This is a genomic window from Escherichia sp. F1 (assembly GCF_046764225.1).
Lineage (GTDB): Bacteria > Pseudomonadota > Gammaproteobacteria > Enterobacterales > Enterobacteriaceae > Escherichia > Escherichia coli.
The window spans coordinates 4,140,285-4,159,583 of the sequence record NZ_CP177202.1; the positions used below are offsets into that span (position 1 = coordinate 4,140,285).

The following is a 19,299-nucleotide window of genomic DNA, read 5'->3' on the forward strand; positions in this document are numbered from 1 at the left end:
AGTCAATGCCGGATGGCAATCCGGCATTGATATTTAGCGATGATGTTTGTCAGGCCCCGGACGATGATCGCCACGATGATCATTGTGCTTGTTATGGCGCGGCGATGGCGGCGGTCCATATGGGTGCCAGCGATTGCCTCGCCATTCATAATGTTGTTTCCACCAGCCGTGGTCGCGCCAGTGACCGCCATCCCAGTAATAGCCACGATTATCACGATCGCCTATCTGTAATTTTACTGACGGGACTAACGTAATTTCCGCAGCCTGCGCTGCCATGGGAGCGACCAGAACCAGGGAAAGTGCGAGTACGATAGATTGCATCTTTTTCACAGGTTACTCCTTTTATCATTGCCCGTTATGGGTCGATATCCGGAGATTACGCGATGAGAACGGCGGTTGTTATTCTCCGCAATCCTAATCTCTAAGTTACCGCATTTATTGAGAATTTCTCCTTTTTCCCTGTCGTTTCTCTCCATATTTTCTTCACAAAAAAGCCGGGCTGCATAAAAGCAAACCCGGCCTGATTGAGATAATGAATAGATATTACTGATGATTCATCATCAATTTACGCAACGCAGCAAAATCGGCGGGCAGATTATGCGAAAGCAAGGGTAAATCGGCACGTTCTGCCAGCTCTTTTGGCAGATCCAACGTTTCACCGAGAATCGCTTCCACGCTCTCTTTAAATTTCGCCGGATGCGCGGTGCCGAGGAACAAGCCATATTCGCCTGGATTCAACTGGTCACGCAGCGCACGATACGCTACGGCAGCGTGCGGCTCCGAGGTGTAGCCCAGTTCTTTTAACTCACGCATTGTCTGTTGCGTGGTTTCATCATCTACGGCTGCATAACCCAGCTCTTTCAGTTGCCAAATTTTGCGGCGGAACAACTCTTCCACACGCGGCCAGTTGTTCGGTTGACTCACGTCCATCGCGTTGGATAACGTCGCCTGAGTCGCTTTGGGTGACCACTGCCCGTCGTGCAGGAAACGCGGCACGGTATCGTTCACGTTAGTGGCAGCGATAAAACGCTTCACCGGCAGGCCAAGAGATTTCGCCAGCAGGCCCGCAGTCAAATCGCCGAAGTTACCGCTCGGCACCGAGACAACCAGCTGGTTGCGCGCTTCCTGCGGCAGCTGCGCAACAGCTTCAAAGTAGTAGCAAATCTGCGCCAGCAAACGGCTGATGTTAATGGAGTTAGCAGAGTTTAGCCCCAGCGCCACTTTCAGTTCTTCATCATCAAACGCCTGCTTCACCAGCGCCTGACAGGCATCGAAATCGCCGTCGATGGCAACAGTTTCAATATTGCCGCCCAATGTACAGAACAGTTTTTCTTGCAGTGGACTGATTTTGCCTCGTGGATAGAGGATAACCACTTTCACATTCGGCAAACCGTAGAAAGCATGAGCAACTGCCGCTCCGGTATCACCGGAGGTCGCGGTCAGAATGGTCACTGGCTTATCGCCCGCAATATGGGTCAGCATTTGTGCCATAAAGCGACCGCCGAAATCTTTAAATGCCAGCGTTGGCCCGTGGAACAATTCCAGACAACCGACATCGCTTTCAACATTGGCGACCGGAGCCGGGAAGGCAAACGCCGCGCGTACGCGCTCTTCCAGGATTTCCTGCGGGATTTCATCACCAATAAACGCCGAGAGGATCTTCGCACTGCGGGTGACAAAATCCAGCTTCAGCATCTCATCAATTTCAGTCAGGCTGAATTCCGGCAGGTCGTGCGGAAAAAACAGCCCCTGATTTTTGCCCAACCCCTGGGTTACGGCTTGCGCAAAGCTGACCTGCTCATTGTGATCTTTCAGATTGTAGAGTTTCATTTAGTTTTCCAGTACTCGTGCGCCCGCCGTATCCAGCCGGCAAATATGAACAAAACCTTCCTGATTTTGCAGGTAGTTATTACCCAACCAGTCGGCAACGCGCTGGGCGGTATCCGGCTTGTCACACAGAGCGAACAAGGTCGGGCCGGAGCCGGAGATACCGCTCGCTACCGCGCCGATTTCCGCGACCGCCTGCCGCGCCTGCCGGAAACCAGGCAGTAACCGTTCACGGTAGGGTTCAGCGATAACATCTTTCATCAGCTTCGCGGCAAGCTCAGGCTGACGGGAATAGCAGGCGTGAATAAAGCCTGCCAGATGTCGCCCGTGCGCAATGCAATCCTGGCGGCGATACTGCGCCGGTAAAATAGCCCTGGCTTCTGCCGTCGAGACTTTAATCCCCGGATACGCCAGCACCCACAGCCACTCATCAAACCCTGGCACTTGCTGGCTGATGATGTCGTTTTCTTCGATCATCAACTGCATACCACCAAGAAAACACGGTGCCACGTTGTCGTAATGAATGCTGCCGGAGATACGCCCTTCCAGCTCGCCCATCAAAGCCAGCAAACGGGTGTCATTAAGCGGCTTGCCGCAGTGTTCATTCATCGCCATCAGCGCCGCGACCACTGAGCAGGCGCTGGAGCCTAAGCCCGAGCCGATCGGCATATTCTTTTCCAGGGTCATCGCCACTGGAATTTGCTTACCCAGCTCCTGGCAAAAACGCTCCCAGCACTGATAAACGATATTTTCCCGAGGTTCTGACGGCAGCTTATCGGCAAAGCGTCCGAGGTTATTGAGACTGAATGTCTCTGCCGCCTCAACCGTGACTACATCTCCGAGCAATGCACCATCAACGGGTGTCACCGCCGCCCCGAGCACATCAAACCCGACGCTCATATTGGCACTGGAAGCCGGGGCATAAACTTTAACCATGTCAGACTCCTAACTTCCATGAGAGGGTACGTAGCAGATCGGCAAAGACACCGGCAGCTGTAACGTCATTGCCCGCACCATATCCGCGCAGCACCAACGGCAGCGGCTGATAATAGTGGCTATAGAAGGCCAGGGCGTTTTCGCCGTTTTTCACTTTGAACAGCGGATCATTACCATCCACTTCGGCAATCTTCACGCGACAGACGCCATCTTCATCAATATTGCCAACATAGCGCAAAACTTTTCCTTCATCACGGGCCTTCGCCACGCGAGCGGCAAAGCGATCGTCGAGCTGTGACAGATTCGCCATAAAAGCGGCAACATCACCCTCGGCGTTAAACTCTGCGGGCAGCACAGGTTCAATTTCAATATCCGCCAGCTCCAGTTCACGTCCCGTTTCACGAGCGAGAATCAATAGTTTACGCGCCACATCCATACCAGAAAGATCATCTCGCGGGTCCGGTTCGGTATAACCCATTTCCCGCGCCAACGTGGTCGCCTCGGAGAAACTCATGCCTTCGTCTAACTTGCCGAAGATATAAGAAAGCGAACCAGAAAGAATGCCGGAGAACTTCATCAATTCATCACCTGCATTGAGCAGATTTTGCAGGTTCTCAATAACCGGTAATCCAGCCCCAACGTTGGTGTCATAGAGGAATTTACGCCGCGATTTTTCCGCCGCATGACGCAACAGATGGTAGTAATCCATCGACGAGGTGTTAGCCTTTTTGTTCGGCGTAACAACGTGGAAACCTTCGCGCAGGAAGTCGGCATATTGATCCGCCACTGCCTGGCTGGAGGTGCAGTCAACAATGACCGGGTTTAGCAGATGATATTCTTTCACGAGGCGAATTAAGCGCCCGAGATTAAACGGCTCTTTGGCTTGCGCCAGTTCTTCCTGCCAGTTTTCCAGATTAAGGCCATGTACATTGGTGAGCAGAGCCTTCGAGTTGGCAACACCGCAGACACGTAAGTCGATATGTTTATTCTTCAGCCAGCTTTGCTGACGCTTCAGTTGCTCCAGCAGCGCACCGCCAACGCCACCGACGCCAATCACAAACACTTCGATAACCTGATCGGTATTGAACAGCATCTGATGAGTAACGCGCACGCCAGTGGTCGCATCATCGTTATTTACCACGACAGAGATTGAGCGTTCAGAAGATCCCTGAGCAATGGCGACAATGTTGATATTGGCGCGGGCCAGCGCGGCAAAGAATTTCGCCGAGATCCCACGCAAGGTGCGCATACCATCACCTACCACCGAGATAATGGCCAGCCGTTCCGTCACTGCCAGCGGCTCCAGTAAGCCTTCTTTCAGTTCCAGGTAGAACTCTTCCTGCATTGCCCGTTCAGCTCGCACACAGTCGCTTTGTGGAACGCAGAAACTGATACTGTATTCGGAAGATGATTGCGTAATCAGCACCACGGAAATACGGGCGCGTGACATCGCTGCAAAGACGCGCGCCGCCATGCCAACCATTCCTTTCATCCCCGGGCCGGAAACGCTGAACATTGCCATGTTATTCAGATTGGAAATGCCCTTGACCGGTAATTCGTCTTCATCACGGCTGGCACCAATGAGCGTACCTGGTGCTTGAGGATTTCCGGTATTTTTAATCAGGCAAGGGATCTGGAACTGGGCGATGGGGGTAATGGTGCGGGGGTGAAGAACTTTAGCGCCGAAGTAGGAAAGCTCCATCGCTTCCTGGTAGGACATCGACTTCAACAACCTCGCATCGGGCACCTGACGCGGGTCGCAGGTATAGACCCCGTCAACGTCCGTCCAAATCTCGCAACAATCGGCGCGTAAACAGGCAGCCAGCACCGCCGCGGAGTAGTCGGAACCGTTGCGTCCAAGTACCACCAGTTCGCCTTTTTCATTACCGGCGGTGAAACCTGCCATCAGCACCATGTGATCAGCCGGAATACGACTTGCCGCAATACGGCGGGTGGACTCAGCAATATCGACGGTAGATTCGAGGTAATGCCCCACTGCCAGCAGTTTTTCGACCGGATCGATAACGGTAACGTTGTGACCGCGCGCTTCTAATACGCCGGCCATAATGGCGATCGACATTTTCTCGCCACGGCAAATCAGCGCAGCGTTGATGCTATCCGGGCACTGCCCTAACAAACTAATGCCATGCAGGACATGTTTTATTTGGGCAAATTCCTGGTCGACGAAAGTTTTCAGTTGCGCCAGCGGGAATCCCGGCTGGGCGGCGGCGAGTCCCGTCAGAAGTTCGGCAAAAATACGTTCGGCATCGCTGATATTGGGTAAAGCATCCTGGCCGCTAATGGTTTTTTCAATCATCGCCACCAGGTGGTTGGTTATTTTGGCGGGGGCAGAGAGGACGGTGGCCACCTGCCCCTGCCTGGCATTGCTTTCCAGAATATCGGCAACCCGCAGAAAACGTTCTGCATTTGCCACTGATGTACCGCCGAACTTCAACACTCGCATGGTTGTTACCTCGTTACCTTTGGTCGAAAAAAAAGCCCGCACTGTCAGGTGCGGGCTTTTTTCTGTGTTTCCTGTACGCGTCAGCCCGCACCGTTACCTGTGGTAATGGTGATGGTGGTGGTAATGGTGGTGCTAATGCGTTTCATGGATGTTGTGTACTCTGTAATTTTTATCTGTCTGTGCGCTATGCCTATATTGGTTAAAGTATTTAGTGACCTAAGTCAATAAAATTTTAATTTACTCACGGCAGGTAACCAGTTCAGAAGCTGCTATCAGACACTCTTTTTTTAATCCACACAGAGACATATTGCCCGTTGCAGTCAGAATGAAAAGCTGAAAAATACTTACTAAGGCGTTTTTTATTTGGTGATATTTTTTTCAATATCATGCAGCAAACGGTGCAACATTGCCGTGTCTCGTTGCTCTAAAAGCCCCAGGCGTTGTTGTAACCAGTCGACCAGTTTTGTGTCATCTGCCACTGCCAGAGTCGTCAGCAGTGCCATGGCTCGTTCGCGTAAAGCTTGCAGTTGATGTTGGTCTGCCGTTGTGTCACTTTTCGCCGGTTGTTGTATTAATGTTGCTAATTGATAGCAATAGACCATCACCGCCTGCCCCAGATTGAGCGAAGGATAATCCGCCACCATCGGCACACCAGTAAGAACGTCAGCCAACGCTAACTCTTCGTTAGTCAGCCCGGAATCTTCGCGACCAAACACCAGCGCGGCATGGCTCATCCATGAAGATTTTTCCTCTAACAGCGGCACCAGTTCTACTGGCGTAGCGTAGTAATGATATTTCGCCCGACTGCGCGCAGTGGTGGCGACAGTGAAATCGACATCGTGTAACGATTCAGCCAGTGTCGGGAAAACTTTAATATTATCAATAATATCACCAGATCCATGTGCGACCCAGCGGGTGGCTGGCTCCAGGTGCGCCTGACTATCGACAATCCGCAGTTCGCTAAACCCCATCGTTTTCATTGCCCGCGCCGCTGCCCCAATATTTTCTGCTCTGGCGGGTGCGACCAGAATAATCGTTATACGCATATTGCCACTCTTCTTGCTCAAATAACCGCGAACCGGGTGACCACTGTCAACTTATTACGCGGTGCGAATTTACAAATTCTTAACGTAAGTCGCAGAAAAAGCCCTTTACTTAGCTTAAAAAAAGCTAAACTATTTCCTGACTGTACTAACGGTTGAATTGTTAAAAAATGCTACATATCCTTCTGTTTACTTAGGATAATTTTATAAAAAATAAATCTCGACAATTGGATTCACCACGTTTATTAGTTGTATGATGCAACTAGTTGGATTATTAAAATAATGTGACGAAAGCTAGCATTTAGATACGATGATTTCATCAAACTGTTAACGTGCTACAATTGAACTTGATATATGTCAACGAAGCGTAGTTTTATTGGGTGTCCGGCCCCTCTTAGCCTGTTATGTTGCTGTTAAAATGGTTAGGATGACAGCCGTTTTTGACACTGTCGGGTCCTGAGGGAAAGTACCCACGACCAAGCTAATGATGTTGTTGACGTTGATGGAAAGTGCATCAAGAACGCAATTACGTACTTTAGTCATGTTACGCCGATCATGTTAATTTGCAGCATGCATCAGGCAGGTCAGGGACTTTTGTACTTCCTGTTTCGATTTAGTTGGCAATTTAGGTAGCAAACATGCAGACCCCGCACATTCTTATCGTTGAAGACGAGTTGGTAACACGCAACACGTTGAAAAGTATTTTCGAAGCGGAAGGCTATGATGTTTTCGAAGCGACAGATGGCGCGGAAATGCATCAGATCCTCTCTGAATATGACATCAACCTGGTGATCATGGATATCAATCTGCCGGGTAAGAACGGTCTTCTGTTAGCGCGTGAACTGCGCGAGCAGGCGAATGTTGCGTTGATGTTCCTGACTGGCCGTGACAACGAAGTCGATAAAATTCTCGGCCTCGAAATCGGTGCAGATGACTACATCACCAAACCGTTCAACCCGCGTGAACTGACTATTCGTGCACGCAACCTGCTGTCCCGTACCATGAATCTGGGTACTGTCAGCGAAGAACGTCGTAACGTTGAAAGCTACAAGTTCAATGGTTGGGAACTGGACATCAACAGCCGTTCGTTGATCGGCCCTGATGGCGAGCAGTACAAGCTGCCGCGCAGCGAGTTCCGCGCCATGCTTCACTTCTGTGAAAACCCTGGCAAAATTCAGTCCCGTGCTGAACTGCTGAAGAAAATGACCGGCCGTGAGCTGAAACCGCACGACCGTACTGTAGACGTGACGATCCGCCGTATTCGTAAACATTTCGAATCTACGCCGGATACGCCGGAAATCATCGCCACCATTCACGGTGAAGGTTATCGCTTCTGCGGTGATCTGGAAGATTAATCGGCTTTACCACCGTCAAAAAAAACGGCGCTTTTTAGCGCCGTTTTTATTTTTCAACCTTATTTCCAGATACGTAATTCATCGTCCGTTGTAACTTCTTTACTGGCTTTCATTTTCGGCAGTGAAAACGCATACCAGTCGATATTACGGGTCACAAACATCATGCCGGCCAGCGCCACCACCAGCACACTGGTTCCCAACAACAGCGCGCTATCGGCAGAGTTGAGCAGTCCCCACATCACACCATCCAGCAACAACAGCGCGAGGGTAAACAACATGCTGTTGCGCCAGCCTTTCAATACCGCCTGCAAATAAATACCGTTCATTAACGCCCCAATCAGACTGGCGATTATCCATGCCACGGTAAAACCGATATGTTCAGAAAGCGCCAGCAAGAGCAAATAAAACATCACCAATGAAAGCCCCACCAGCAAATATTGCATTGGGTGTAAACGTTGCGCGGTGAGCGTTTCAAAAACAAAGAACGCCATAAAAGTCAGTGCAATCAGCAGAATGGCGTACTTAGTCGCCCGGTCAGTTAATTGGTATTGATCGGCTGGCGTCGTTACTGCGACGCTAAACGCCGGGAAGTTTTCCCAGCCGGTATCATTGCCTGAAGCAAAACGCTCACCGAGATTATTAGCAAACCAGCTGCTTTGCCAGTGCGCCTGAAAACCTGACTCGCTAACTTCCCGTTTGGCTGGTAGAAAATCACCTAAAAAACTGGGATGCGGCCAGTTGCTGGTTAAGGTCATTTCGCTATTACGCCCGCCAGGCACCACAGAAAGATCGCCGGTACCGCTTAAATTCAGGGCCATATTCAGCTTCAGGTTCTGCTTCCGCCAGTCCCCTTCAGGTAAAGGGATATGCACGCCCTGCCCGCCTTGCTCTAACCCGGTGCCGGGTTCAATGGTCAGCGCCGTTCCGTTAACTTCAGGCGCTTTCACCACACCAATACCACGCGCATCCCCGACGCTAATCACAATAAATGGCTTGCCTAAGGTGATATTTGGCGCGTTGAGTTCGCTAAGACGCGAAACATCGAAATCGGCTTTTAGCGTTAAATCACTGTGCCAGACCTGACCGGTATAAATCCCTATCTTGCGTTCTTCCACGTTCTGATTGCCATCAACCATCAATGACTCAGGTAACCAAAAATGGATAAAACTTCGTTTCCGCTCCACGGTTTTATCCTCTTCCTGCACCGTATAAAGCTCGGTCACAGGAATAGCGATGAGCGGCCCAACGAGTTTTTGCGGCCCGCTGGTACTTTGGCGAATCGCATCTTCCACATCGCTACGGTAATCAGCACGTTCGACAATCACCTGCCGAATCAGCATTATCGGAATCAACAACAGCAATACTGCACCAAACAGGGTGGTCATTTTCCAGAACAGGGGGGATTTCAACATAGTCTTCTCCTTTGCAATGGCAGCAGGATACGAAGGCTATGTGGGAAGAATTTGAAGCTATGTGAAGTGACGGTGAAGTCGAAGCGAAGCCAGCACGCCACCTTCCTGCACGTTGCGCAGCGTGACTTCGCCGTTAAACAAACGGGCGACCTCACTGACGAACGCCAACCCCAGACCGCTGCTTTTTTGCCCATTTGCACGCGGCAAAGAGTAAAAGCGTTCAAAAATACGTGAAAGCGCGTAGTCAGGAATACCACTACCGGTATCCAGCACCTTAAGCGTGACGTGTTCCTGATCCACTTCGGCGCTTAGCGTGATGCAACCGCTCTCGGGGGTAAAATCGATGGCGTTATCCAGTAAATTCCCCAGCGCCTGATCCAGTAACGCCGGTTCAGCAGCAACATTAACCTCGGTGGGCATAACATGCAAAGTGATGTTTTTTTCTGCCAACTGCACGGTACGCGCTTCGCTGACGCGGCGAAATAATGCCGCCACATCAACAGCAGTCAGAACGACTTCCTGACGATTCTCCAGTCTTGCCTGGCATAGTAACGTTTCCACCAGCGCCTGCATTCGCGCATTTTGCGTCAGAATGTTGTCAGTAAAACGAGCCACCACTTCCGGCGGCGGACCTTCGCGTAAAATTTCCGCCGCTCCACGAATCGCCGCCAGTGGGCTTTTTAGCTCATGAGTTAATGCGTAAACATACTGCTCAATATAGTTTTTCCCTTCCAGCTTCACGCGCATACTTTCCAGCGCCTGCGCGAGTTTACGCAGCTCGCTACTACCGAGATCGGGGAGAGGAACGGGCTTATTGTCAGTGACGGAATCAGCATAGCGAGTGAGCCGGGCAATGGAGCGGTTGATCCACCAAACCATGCCTGCGCCAATCACCAGTGCAATCCCCAACAAAATGGCGCTGGCCCATAAAATTCGCCGCTCGCTGCGCTTAATGACCGGAGCCATCGCCGCGTTCGGTTTGCCTACGCTCAAAACGCCAATAAGCCGCGAGCCGTCCATAATCGGCGCGGCAACATACATCACCGAACTTTCGGGATCGGCAGGATTTTGCAACGTGCTGCGCGCACCATACTGACCACGCAACGTTAGCCAGACGTCATTCCAGCGCGAATAATCCTGTCCAACGGCTTTATTTGCCGAATCGAACAATACTTTGCCCTGCGCATCGGTCATATAGACATGATATTCATTGCGCACTTTGTTAATGCCACCGATATTGGCGCGAAACGGGCGATGTTGTAGCTGATTAAACGCCTGCGCCAGTTGCCCATGCGTTGGGTCCCCAGAGAGCAAATCGGGACGCGCCAGCTCCGCCAGCAACGTTGCGGTGTCGATCAACGTCCCCTCCGTTGCTCTTCGCACGCCCGGTTTAACTTCTTTGACAAAAATAGCCAGTACGAACCAGGCCGCCACCGCCACCAGTAAAAAATAGCCCAGCAGCAACCGCATGCCGATACGCATTACAGGCCCCTCAGGCTATATCCCATGCCGCGATGAGTATTAATCGGTGAAAGATCGGGGTTGATGGCGCGCAGCTTGGCACGCAGCGTTTTAATGTGGGTATCGACGGTGCGATCGTAGGTGTCCTGCGCATCTTCCCACACGCTATCCATCAGTTGCTGGCGGGACCAGACGCGGCCCGGTGACTTGAGTAACGTCTTCAACAATAAAAACTCATACCGCGTCAGCGCTAATGGCGTGTCAAACCAGCTGATCTGCGCCGCGGGTTCATTCAATTCAAAATGTCCAATACGGATGACGGGAGACGGCGTCGAGAACTTCTTCACCCGACGCAGTAAGGTGCGCACCCTGGCGCACACTTCGCGGGGTGAAAACGGTTTAGCCACGTAGTCGTCAGCGCCAATTTCCAGCCCAAGCAGGCGATCGACCTCTTCACTTCGGGCCGTCAGGAACAGTACAGGTAACGCCGGATGGAGCGCCAGTAACTGGCGGCACAATTCAAAGCCACTGATATCAGGCAAACCAACGTCGAGAATCATGACATCGGGAACCTGCTGGCGAGCTTTATCCAGCACCGGCAAGCCTCGCTCAAAGACCTCGACGGCAAAACCTTCCTGCTGCAACATGTAGACCAGAGTGTCGGCTATCCCTTGCTCATCTTCCACTAACCAGACCGTTTCCCGTTGCATAAATCGCCTCTGTTATTGCCGCCACGGCATGACAGGAACCGCGCTAATCGCGTTTTTCGGCGAACCTTCTACAACTTTGTCGGAGTAAGCCAGATAAGCGAGCGCGTTGCGTTTGGCGTCATAAAAGCGCACGACCTGTAACGACTTAAAGACCAGGGACGTGCGTTTTTTGAATACTACCTCGCCCTGAGCTTTGCCGTTTTTAATACGATCCGACAGTTCAATCGGCCCGACTTGCTGACAAGAAATGGCCGCATCGGAGGTATCTTCCGCCAGACCCAATCCCCCTTTAATACCACCGGTTTTCGCCCGGCTCACATAACAGGTGACATTTTTCACATCGGGATCGTCAAAGGCTTCCACAACAATTTTGTGATCCGGGCCGATCATTTTAAATACGGTGTCGACCGAACCAATCTCTTCTGCATGAGCCAATGGCCCCAGCATTATCAGGCTTAAAGACAGGATCAAATGCTTGTATTTCATATTGTTACCATTTTTATCTATTACACGAGCAATTAGTTCGTCACGGTAAATAACATATTGATTAAGAACAAAATCTCAATACTTTTATTTCCGTCAAGCCCTAAAACATACTCTACTAAGAAAAAAACACTGAATGCTAAAACAGCAAAAAATGCTATTATCCAATTACCTGATGTCAGGTGCTCGTTGTTGAAAGGATGAGGATATTTTATGGATCAGGCCGGCATTATTCGCGACCTTTTAATCTGGCTGGAAGGTCATCTGGATCAGCCCCTGTCGCTCGACAATGTAGCGGCGAAAGCAGGTTATTCCAAGTGGCACTTACAGAGAATGTTTAAAGATGTCACTGGCCATGCTATTGGCGCGTATATTCGTGCTCGTCGTTTGTCGAAATCGGCGGTCGCACTACGCCTGACTGCGCGTCCGATTCTGGACATCGCGCTGCAATACCGCTTCGACTCTCAACAGACATTTACCCGCGCATTCAAGAAGCAGTTTGCCCAGACTCCTGCACTTTACCGCCGTTCTCCTGAATGGAGCGCCTTTGGTATTCGCCCGCCGCTACGCCTGGGTGAATTCACTATGCCAGAGCACAAATTTGTCACCCTGGAAGATACGCCGCTGATTGGTGTTACCCAGAGCTACTCCTGTTCGCTGGAGCAAATCTCTGATTTCCGCCATGAAATGCGTTATCAGTTCTGGCACGATTTTCTCGGCAACGCGCCGACCATTCCGCCGGTGCTCTACGGCCTGAATGAAACGCGTCCGAGTCAGGATAAAGATGACGAACAAGAGGTATTCTATACCACTGCGTTAGCCCAGGATCAGGCAGATGGCTATGTACTGACGGGGCATCCGGTGATGCTGCAGGGTGGCGAATATGTGATGTTTACCTATGAAGGTCTGGGAACCGGCGTGCAGGAGTTTATCCTGACGGTATACGGAACGTGCATGCCAATGCTCAACCTGACGCGCCGTAAAGGTCAGGATATTGAGCGATACTACCCGGCAGAAGATGCCAAAGCGGGAGATCGCCCAATTAATCTACGCTGTGAACTGCTGATTCCGATCCGTCGTTAACGCTGCAGCTCATCTAATGCAGGGGCGTCCAGATGCGAGATGTCCCCTGCGGTTTCAACGACCCAGCCAGACGCCAGCCACAGGCTTTCCTGATAATCCACGCGCGAAATAGAACAGTTACGCAAACGTAAGCGACGCTCTGCCCATGCTGGTAATCCGAGAATCGTACTCACCAGGCATCCCAGTGCAATACCATGGCTCACCAGCAGCGGTCGGCTTCCCTGCGGTAAGTCCCGGCAAGATTCCAGTGCCGCATTGACGCGATCGCTGAGCTCCTGCATTGACTCGCCTTCAGGAATACGCCCGTCAACGGTGCCATTGACCAGCTGCCGACGCCAGTTCTCTTCTTCTTCGGTCAGAGAATCGATATGTCTTTTTTCCAGCACACCCATGTTTAATTCACGCAGGCGAGAATCAAAGATGATGTCACAGCCGCAGGCCTGGGCGATGATTTCCGCCGTACGCCGGGTGCGCCCTAAATCGCTACTGATGATATGCGTAATGCCAAGCTCTTTGGCACGGGTTGCCACCTGCATCGCCTGTTGCTCACCTTTGGCGGTCAGCGGGCTGTCAGACTGGCCCTGAATACGTCGCTCGGCGTTCCACTGCGTTTCACCGTGGCGGACTAGGTATACCTGTAACATGCTTTTTTTCCGTATACTGCTGTAACGTTAATTTTCTGAGTAATGCTGATTATGCACCAAGTTGTCTGTGCGACCACCAATCCCGCTAAAATTCAGGCCATTCTGCAGGCATTTCACGAGATCTTCGGCGAAGGATCCTGCCATATTGCATCCGTTGCCGTCGAGAGCGGTGTACCGGAACAGCCCTTTGGCAGTGAGGAAACGCGCGCTGGCGCACGAAATCGGGTAGCAAATGCCCGCCGTTTACATCCAGAGGCTGATTTTTGGGTGGCGATTGAAGCTGGCATTGATGACGACAGCACCTTCAGTTGGGTGGTGATAGAAAACACCAGCCAGCGCGGCGAAGCGCGTTCGGCAACTTTGCCGTTACCTGCGGTGATTCTGGAAAAAGTGCGTGAAGGCGAGGCGCTCGGTCCCGTGATGTCGCGCTATACCGGTATTGATGAGATTGGTCGTAAGGAAGGGGCGATCGGCGTGTTTACCGCCGGGAAACTTACCCGCGCCAGCGTCTATCACCAGGCGGTGATCCTGGCGCTGAGTCCGTTTCATAATGCGGTGTATCAGTGATCTTTCAGCAACACCTCTTCCAGCCACTGGCGCAGCTCGACGGGCGCGGCTTTCAGGCTGTTAGATCCACGCGTAATCGTCGCGATGCCCGCGCCGAGTTCATTTTTTAACTCACGCTGGCTCATTTCGCCGCGCAACAGCTCTTCGACAATACGCACGCGAGTCCCCAACGCTTCGCGCTCATCTGGCGTCAGCATCAGGTTTAACAACGGTAAATGGAGATCGTTCTGGTAGGCATTCTTAAGCAGGTCGACAAAACGTAACCACTCCTGGTGACGCTGTTCTGCCATCGCTGCTGAATAGGGTGATTGTTGGGCCATAATATGTCGCCATTGTTAGCGGGGGAAGCAAAATGCCTCCCCCGGTTGTACTCGCTAAAGAGTACGATAGCATATCATAAACGTGCGGATCAGTAACGACGTCCCCATTCCGTGGCGCTCATCAATGTCGGTTTATCCCCCATGAAATAGCGGTAGTAAGCGTCATAAGCCAGCACGTTCTTCACATAACCGCGCGTCTCGGAAAACGGAATACTCTCGACGAATGCCACTGCGTCGATACGCCCGGCGCTATTGCCAAGCCAGGTTCGCACCCGCCCTGGTCCGGCGTTATAAGCTGCTGAGGAGAAAATACGGTTATTACCAAACTGCTGATAAACATATTGCAGGTAACTGGTGCCAATGTTGATGTTCGTTTCCGGATCCAGCAATTGTCCTGGGCTGCTATAACCAGGAATAGAGAACATCTTCACCGTATGGGTCGCCGTGCCCGGCATAATCTGCATCAGGCCGCTGGCCCCTACCGGTGATTTCACTTTCGGATTCCAGGCGCTCTCCTGACGGGCAATCGCCATCGCATAGCTTTGCGGGATCTCCTTCCCACTGGTGTAACGTTTGAAAAGATCGTTGTAAGCCAGCGGGAATCGCTCTTCCAGATGATCCCATAGCTTCCCGGCGATCGTTGCCTGAACGCTAAGATCCCACCATTGGTTATTGAAAGCATACCGAGCAAGTTGAGCCTGCTCTGTTTTTGACTTGCTCTTCACCAGATTGGCCCACTCGCTACGCGCGGTATTATCGAGATTCCAGTACATCAACTCGCGCACGCGCGCCATCTCCGGCCCCTGAGTCAGGGCGCTGTCAACATTCTGCGGCGCTTTATCAATCTTCAGCTCGTACTCTTCACCGATGCGTTGTGCAGCAACCATCGGGTAGAAACCTCGCTGTTGCATGAGTTGATGCAAAATCTCTTTTGCTTCAGCTTCACGTCCGCGTTCAAGCAGTAAATCCGCCTGCCAGTAACGCCATTCATCTTTCTCTTTCGCCTCCATCGGCAGACGCGCCAGCCAGGTATTCAGGCCGCGACGATCGCCGGTGCCAAGCGCCATTCGCACACGGCGTTCAATAAGCGAAGTAGATTGCGAACGCATAATGGCGTCATCACGCCATTTCGCCTGTTCGTCGGTGACATCGTTGCCCATCAAACGCCAGGCGACGATATCGCGCAGCTCCTGAATCTGATCTTCATTAAGCTGCTGCGCCTGGGCAAGCGACGGGATCATCAGCCGTGCATTTTCAGCATCCTGCCGCGCCACACTGGCAAACGCCACCACCGCCATTTGACGGGTAAAATCGGTCGCTCCGGTTGTACGCGCGAAGGTCAGTACCGTATTAGGGTTGTTCGCCAGTGAAATGATTGCCGAGGCGATAGTCTGGTAATCGGCAGGCATCTGCCCTGCCAGCACTGTTACCAGGCCAGTGTTACCCGCTTTCATCGCCAGACGGATACGCTCTAAATACGCCAGCGGATCTTGTTTACCTGACGCACGCCAGACGCTAAATAACTTGTCACAGGCGTTAGGCTGGCTCTTGCCGGTTAGCCACAGCTCTTTCGCCCCTTGCCAGGCTTCTTCACTCTGCCCGGTATTCCATTTCGCATAGTAGTAATTACATTGCGCTTCGGTAGTTCCGGGCTTTTCCGGGCTAAAGGCTAACAAGCCACGCCAGTCTTCACGCCGCGCCAGTTCATTGACGAAACGAGATTGGAGCGTGCGAGCGGGAGGAAGCGTGGGGTTAGCGCGAACAAAGTTAGTGACCGTCACCGCCGGTTGATTCATCAGGTCATCGGTGATCTGACGGTATTCCAGGTAGGGATAAAGCGGATAATCCTTCAGTCCAGGCATCATTTGTTCGACCACATCCATTTGTCGATTATCCCAGGCCTGCTTGATTTGGGCGTAGCGGCTACGCTGCTCATCCAGTGAGTCGGCTCGCGCCACGCTGCTGACCGTCAGCAGACAGACACCGGCAGCCAACAGCCGCCAGGTAACGTGTTTGGCTTTTTCCACAAGCGCATCCTCTAAGTGTAAATACATCAATGCAGCGTCTTGCCGCGTAATAGATTTATGCTAACCAGTCATTGCCGTTTACGCCACGTTACGGACACTTTTTTACTTTTATCGGGAGGGTGATCGACCGGCTGGGATTAGATAAGGAAACAGGCTACACTTCGCCTTTGAAAACTCATCATCACGATAAACATAGAGGCGAAGTCCAACGTGGCTCAATTCGTTTATACCATGCATCGTGTCGGCAAAGTTGTTCCGCCGAAACGTCATATTTTGAAAAACATCTCTCTGAGTTTCTTCCCTGGGGCAAAAATTGGTGTCCTGGGTCTGAACGGCGCGGGTAAGTCCACCCTGCTGCGCATTATGGCGGGCATTGATAAAGACATCGAAGGCGAAGCGCGTCCGCAACCGGATATCAAGATTGGTTATCTGCCGCAGGAACCGCAGCTGAACCCGGAACACACCGTGCGTGAGTCCATTGAAGAAGCGGTTTCTGAAGTGGTTAACGCCCTGAAACGCCTGGATGAAGTGTATGCACTGTACGCCGATCCGGATGCCGATTTTGACAAGCTGGCCGCTGAACAAGGCCGTCTGGAAGAGATCATTCAGGCTCACGACGGTCACAACCTGAACGTTCAGCTGGAGCGTGCGGCGGATGCGCTGCGTCTGCCGGACTGGGACGCGAAAATCGCTAACCTCTCCGGTGGTGAGCGTCGTCGCGTGGCGTTGTGCCGCCTGCTGCTGGAAAAACCAGACATGCTGCTGCTCGACGAACCGACGAACCACCTGGATGCCGAATCCGTGGCGTGGCTGGAACGCTTCCTGCACGACTTCGAAGGCACCGTTGTGGCGATTACCCACGACCGTTACTTCCTCGATAACGTGGCGGGCTGGATCCTCGAACTGGACCGTGGTGAAGGTATTCCGTGGGAAGGTAACTACTCCTCCTGGCTGGAGCAGAAAGATCAACGTCTGGCGCAGGAAGCTTCACAAGAAGCTGCGCGTCGTAAGTCGATTGAGAAAGAGCTGGAGTGGGTACGTCAGGGGACTAAAGGCCGTCAGTCGAAAGGTAAAGCACGTCTGGCGCGTTTTGAAGAGCTGAACAGCACCGAATATCAGAAACGTAACGAAACCAACGAACTGTTTATTCCACCGGGACCGCGTCTTGGCGATAAAGTGCTGGAAGTCAACAACCTGCGTAAATCCTATGGCGATCGTCTGCTGATTGATGACCTGAGCTTCTCGATCCCGAAAGGAGCGATCGTCGGGATCATCGGTCCGAACGGTGCGGGTAAATCGACCCTGTTCCGTATGATCTCTGGTCAGGAACAGCCGGACAGCGGCACCATCACTTTGGGTGAAACGGTGAAACTGGCATCGGTTGATCAGTTCCGTGACTCAATGGATAACAGCAAAACCGTTTGGGAAGAAGTTTCCGGCGGGCTGGATATCATGAAGATCGGCAACACCGAGATGCCAAGCCGCGCCTACGTTGGCCGCTTTAACTTTAAAGGGGTTGATCAGGGTAAACGCGTTGGCGAACTTTCCGGCGGTGAGCGCGGTCGTCTGCATCTGGCGAAGCTACTGCAAGTTGGCGGCAACATGTTGCTGCTCGACGAACCAACCAACGACCTGGATATCGAAACCCTGCGCGCGCTGGAAAACGCCCTGCTGGAGTTCCCGGGCTGTGCGATGGTTATCTCGCACGACCGTTGGTTCCTCGACCGTATCGCCACGCACATCCTGGACTACCAGGATGAAGGTAAAGTTGAGTTCTTCGAAGGTAACTTTACCGAGTACGAAGAGTACAAGAAACGCACGCTGGGCGCAGACGCGCTGGAGCCGAAGCGTATCAAGTACAAGCGTATTGCGAAGTAATGCGTAAAATACCGGATGCGACGCGCCAGCATCGCATCCGGTATTAGTTAAATGATTAGTCCCCGGAAAAGGCAGAATTTTCTTTAAGCGTATTAGCTCAGATGCGGACTGACATCTCAAATCAAGCGGGAACTCATGGTTCCCGCTTAACGTTTTATTCACCGCGCAAAATCTGGCGGAAATGGGAAACCAGCGGACGTTGGTTGGCTTTATGCCAGGCTGCCCATAATTGCGTTGAATAATTCATCCACGGCAATTCACGTAATACCACCCCTTCCGGCGCATTATGACGCAGACTATGTTGAATTAAGGCCAGACCTAATCCCGCAGCGACCAAACCTAATGCCGTGAGGGGTTCACCCGCTTCCAGGCGAATATCAGGATTAAACCCGGCGTTAACACAGGCGGCGACAAAATGATCGCGAGAATGCGCATCGTCGTTATGAATCACCGCAATCCACTGCTCATCGCCAAGTTGTGACGCGACAAGGTTTTCCTCCTGCGCCAGAGGATGATTTTGCGGTAAGGCCAACAACATTCGATCATCCAGAACCTGAATATATTCCAGATCCTGCTCGCTGTCGGTGGGCGGCGTATCGACCAGAGAAAAATCGAGACTGCGCTGGCGCAGGCCTTCAATCTGGGTAGCCGGTGGTTGGCTGTAAAGTGCGATATGCACATTCGGACGCGATACACGTAACGTACGTAGCGCCGTAGAAAGCACACCGGAATGCATGGCGTTTTCGATATAGCCAATACACAAGCCACCATCTTCCCCCCGTCCCAGGCGTTTGCCTAACGACTCCAGGCGGTTGGCGTGTGTCAGCAACGAACGTGTTTCGGCAAGGAATGTCTGTCCATCAGCGGTCAGGCGAATGCGCTGCTGATTACGCTCAAACAGCGTCAGCCCCAGCCGTTCTTCCAGTTGTGCAATCTGGCGGCTCAGCGGTGATTGCGAGATATGTAATCGCTCGGCTGCGCGTCCCACGTGCTCTTCTTCTGCGACCACCACGAAGTACTTCAGTTGGCGTAAATCAATCATGTTAGACCTCAAAGGACTTAAGTCAGACGAATTATGTCCTATCAAGT

At 52.1% G+C, this 19,299-nt stretch carries 19 protein-coding genes and 1 other annotated feature; of the genes, 4 read left to right on the plus strand and 15 right to left on the minus strand.

Annotation, left to right across the window (positions count from 1 at the left end):
* Nucleotides 1-33: 33 nt before the first annotated feature.
* The 7 genes from ACK8NJ_RS19840 to yjjY all read right to left on the minus strand — a co-directional run bounded on the left by ACK8NJ_RS19840 (nt 34) and on the right by yjjY (nt 6,813).
* Complete coding sequence (locus ACK8NJ_RS19840; RefSeq protein WP_000738734.1) at nt 34-330, minus strand: DUF2502 domain-containing protein; 297 nt, start codon at nt 328-330, stop codon at nt 34-36.
* Between the two features lie 213 nt (nt 331-543).
* On the minus strand, nt 544-1,830 hold the full coding sequence (gene thrC, locus ACK8NJ_RS19845) for a threonine synthase (RefSeq protein ID WP_000781063.1): 1,287 nt from the start codon (nt 1,828-1,830) through the stop codon (nt 544-546).
* Nucleotides 1,831-2,763 carry a homoserine kinase gene (gene thrB, locus ACK8NJ_RS19850; protein ID WP_042003964.1) on the minus strand — a complete coding sequence of 311 codons (933 nt, stop codon included), beginning with the start codon at nt 2,761-2,763 and terminating at the stop codon, nt 1,831-1,833.
* Between the two features lies 1 nt (nt 2,764).
* Nucleotides 2,765-5,227 (minus strand): bifunctional aspartate kinase/homoserine dehydrogenase I, encoded by a 2,463-nt coding sequence (gene thrA, locus ACK8NJ_RS19855; RefSeq protein ID WP_001264699.1) that lies wholly within the window; start codon nt 5,225-5,227, stop codon nt 2,765-2,767.
* A 25-nt stretch (nt 5,228-5,252) separates the two neighbouring features.
* Nucleotides 5,253-5,372, minus strand: a sequence feature (Thr leader region).
* Nucleotides 5,308-5,373 (minus strand): thr operon leader peptide, encoded by a 66-nt coding sequence (gene thrL, locus ACK8NJ_RS19860; protein ID WP_001386572.1) that lies wholly within the window; start codon nt 5,371-5,373, stop codon nt 5,308-5,310. (Overlaps the previous feature by 65 nt.)
* A 213-nt stretch (nt 5,374-5,586) precedes the next feature.
* The gene (locus ACK8NJ_RS19865; protein WP_001223152.1) at nt 5,587-6,273 is read right to left on the minus strand and encodes a tRNA/rRNA methyltransferase; all 687 of its coding nucleotides are present in this window, start codon (nt 6,271-6,273) and stop codon (nt 5,587-5,589) included.
* 399 nt (nt 6,274-6,672) lie between these two features.
* The gene (gene yjjY / locus ACK8NJ_RS19870) at nt 6,673-6,813 is read right to left on the minus strand and encodes a protein YjjY (protein WP_001303782.1); all 141 of its coding nucleotides are present in this window, start codon (nt 6,811-6,813) and stop codon (nt 6,673-6,675) included.
* Nucleotides 6,814-6,908: 95 nt separating this feature from the next.
* On the opposite strand from yjjY, the gene arcA reads away from it, so the two are divergent.
* On the plus strand, nt 6,909-7,625 hold the full coding sequence (gene arcA, locus ACK8NJ_RS19875; protein ID WP_411961892.1) for a two-component system response regulator ArcA: 717 nt from the start codon (nt 6,909-6,911) through the stop codon (nt 7,623-7,625).
* Nucleotides 7,626-7,684: 59 nt separating this feature from the next.
* On the opposite strand, the gene creD is transcribed toward arcA, so the two are convergent.
* The 4 genes from creD to creA are packed head-to-tail and all read right to left on the minus strand — an operon-like array spanning nt 7,685 to nt 11,694.
* A complete protein-coding gene (gene creD / locus ACK8NJ_RS19880; protein ID WP_096984328.1) occupies nt 7,685-9,037 on the minus strand; it encodes a cell envelope integrity protein CreD in 1,353 nt (450 codons plus the stop codon).
* A 57-nt stretch (nt 9,038-9,094) separates the two neighbouring features.
* A complete protein-coding gene (gene creC, locus ACK8NJ_RS19885) occupies nt 9,095-10,519 on the minus strand; it encodes a two-component system sensor histidine kinase CreC (RefSeq protein WP_001219576.1) in 1,425 nt (474 codons plus the stop codon).
* Nucleotides 10,519-11,208 (minus strand): two-component system response regulator CreB, encoded by a 690-nt coding sequence (gene creB / locus ACK8NJ_RS19890; protein ID WP_001188671.1) that lies wholly within the window; start codon nt 11,206-11,208, stop codon nt 10,519-10,521. The genes creC and creB overlap by 1 nt, the downstream gene beginning before the upstream one ends.
* 12 nt (nt 11,209-11,220) lie before the next feature.
* A complete protein-coding gene (gene creA, locus ACK8NJ_RS19895; RefSeq protein WP_000875487.1) occupies nt 11,221-11,694 on the minus strand; it encodes a protein CreA in 474 nt (157 codons plus the stop codon).
* A gap of 210 nt (nt 11,695-11,904) precedes the next feature.
* Between creA and robA the strand changes: the two genes are divergently transcribed.
* Nucleotides 11,905-12,774, plus strand: a complete 870-nt coding sequence (gene robA / locus ACK8NJ_RS19900) for an MDR efflux pump AcrAB transcriptional activator RobA (protein WP_000371666.1) — start codon at nt 11,905-11,907, stop codon at nt 12,772-12,774.
* Here robA and gpmB read toward each other — a convergent pair.
* Nucleotides 12,771-13,418 carry a 2,3-diphosphoglycerate-dependent phosphoglycerate mutase GpmB gene (gene gpmB, locus ACK8NJ_RS19905; protein WP_000942344.1) on the minus strand — a complete coding sequence of 216 codons (648 nt, stop codon included), beginning with the start codon at nt 13,416-13,418 and terminating at the stop codon, nt 12,771-12,773. The two genes, robA and gpmB, sit on opposite strands and share 4 nt — an antisense overlap.
* A gap of 51 nt (nt 13,419-13,469) precedes the next feature.
* Between gpmB and yjjX the strand changes: the two genes are divergently transcribed.
* Nucleotides 13,470-13,985: an inosine/xanthosine triphosphatase gene (gene yjjX / locus ACK8NJ_RS19910; protein ID WP_065228293.1), complete on the plus strand. Its 516-nt coding sequence runs from the start codon at nt 13,470-13,472 to the stop codon at nt 13,983-13,985.
* On the opposite strand, the gene trpR is transcribed toward yjjX, so the two are convergent.
* Both trpR and sltY read right to left on the minus strand, forming a co-directional pair.
* Nucleotides 13,979-14,305, minus strand: coding sequence for a trp operon repressor (trpR, locus tag ACK8NJ_RS19915; protein ID WP_000068678.1), 327 nt, complete (start codon nt 14,303-14,305; stop codon nt 13,979-13,981). The two genes, yjjX and trpR, sit on opposite strands and share 7 nt — an antisense overlap.
* Nucleotides 14,306-14,394: 89 nt before the next feature.
* Entirely contained in the window at nt 14,395-16,332 is a 1,938-nt protein-coding gene (gene sltY / locus ACK8NJ_RS19920) for a murein transglycosylase (protein ID WP_411961893.1), read from the minus strand.
* A gap of 210 nt (nt 16,333-16,542) precedes the next feature.
* On the opposite strand from sltY, the gene ettA reads away from it, so the two are divergent.
* Nucleotides 16,543-18,210, plus strand: coding sequence for an energy-dependent translational throttle protein EttA (gene ettA / locus ACK8NJ_RS19925; protein ID WP_000046743.1), 1,668 nt, complete (start codon nt 16,543-16,545; stop codon nt 18,208-18,210).
* 154 nt (nt 18,211-18,364) lie between these two features.
* Here the strand turns inward: ettA and ACK8NJ_RS19930 are convergent, their stop codons facing one another.
* Nucleotides 18,365-19,252 carry a LysR substrate-binding domain-containing protein gene (locus ACK8NJ_RS19930; protein WP_000566334.1) on the minus strand — a complete coding sequence of 296 codons (888 nt, stop codon included), beginning with the start codon at nt 19,250-19,252 and terminating at the stop codon, nt 18,365-18,367.
* Nucleotides 19,253-19,299 lie beyond the last annotated feature (47 nt).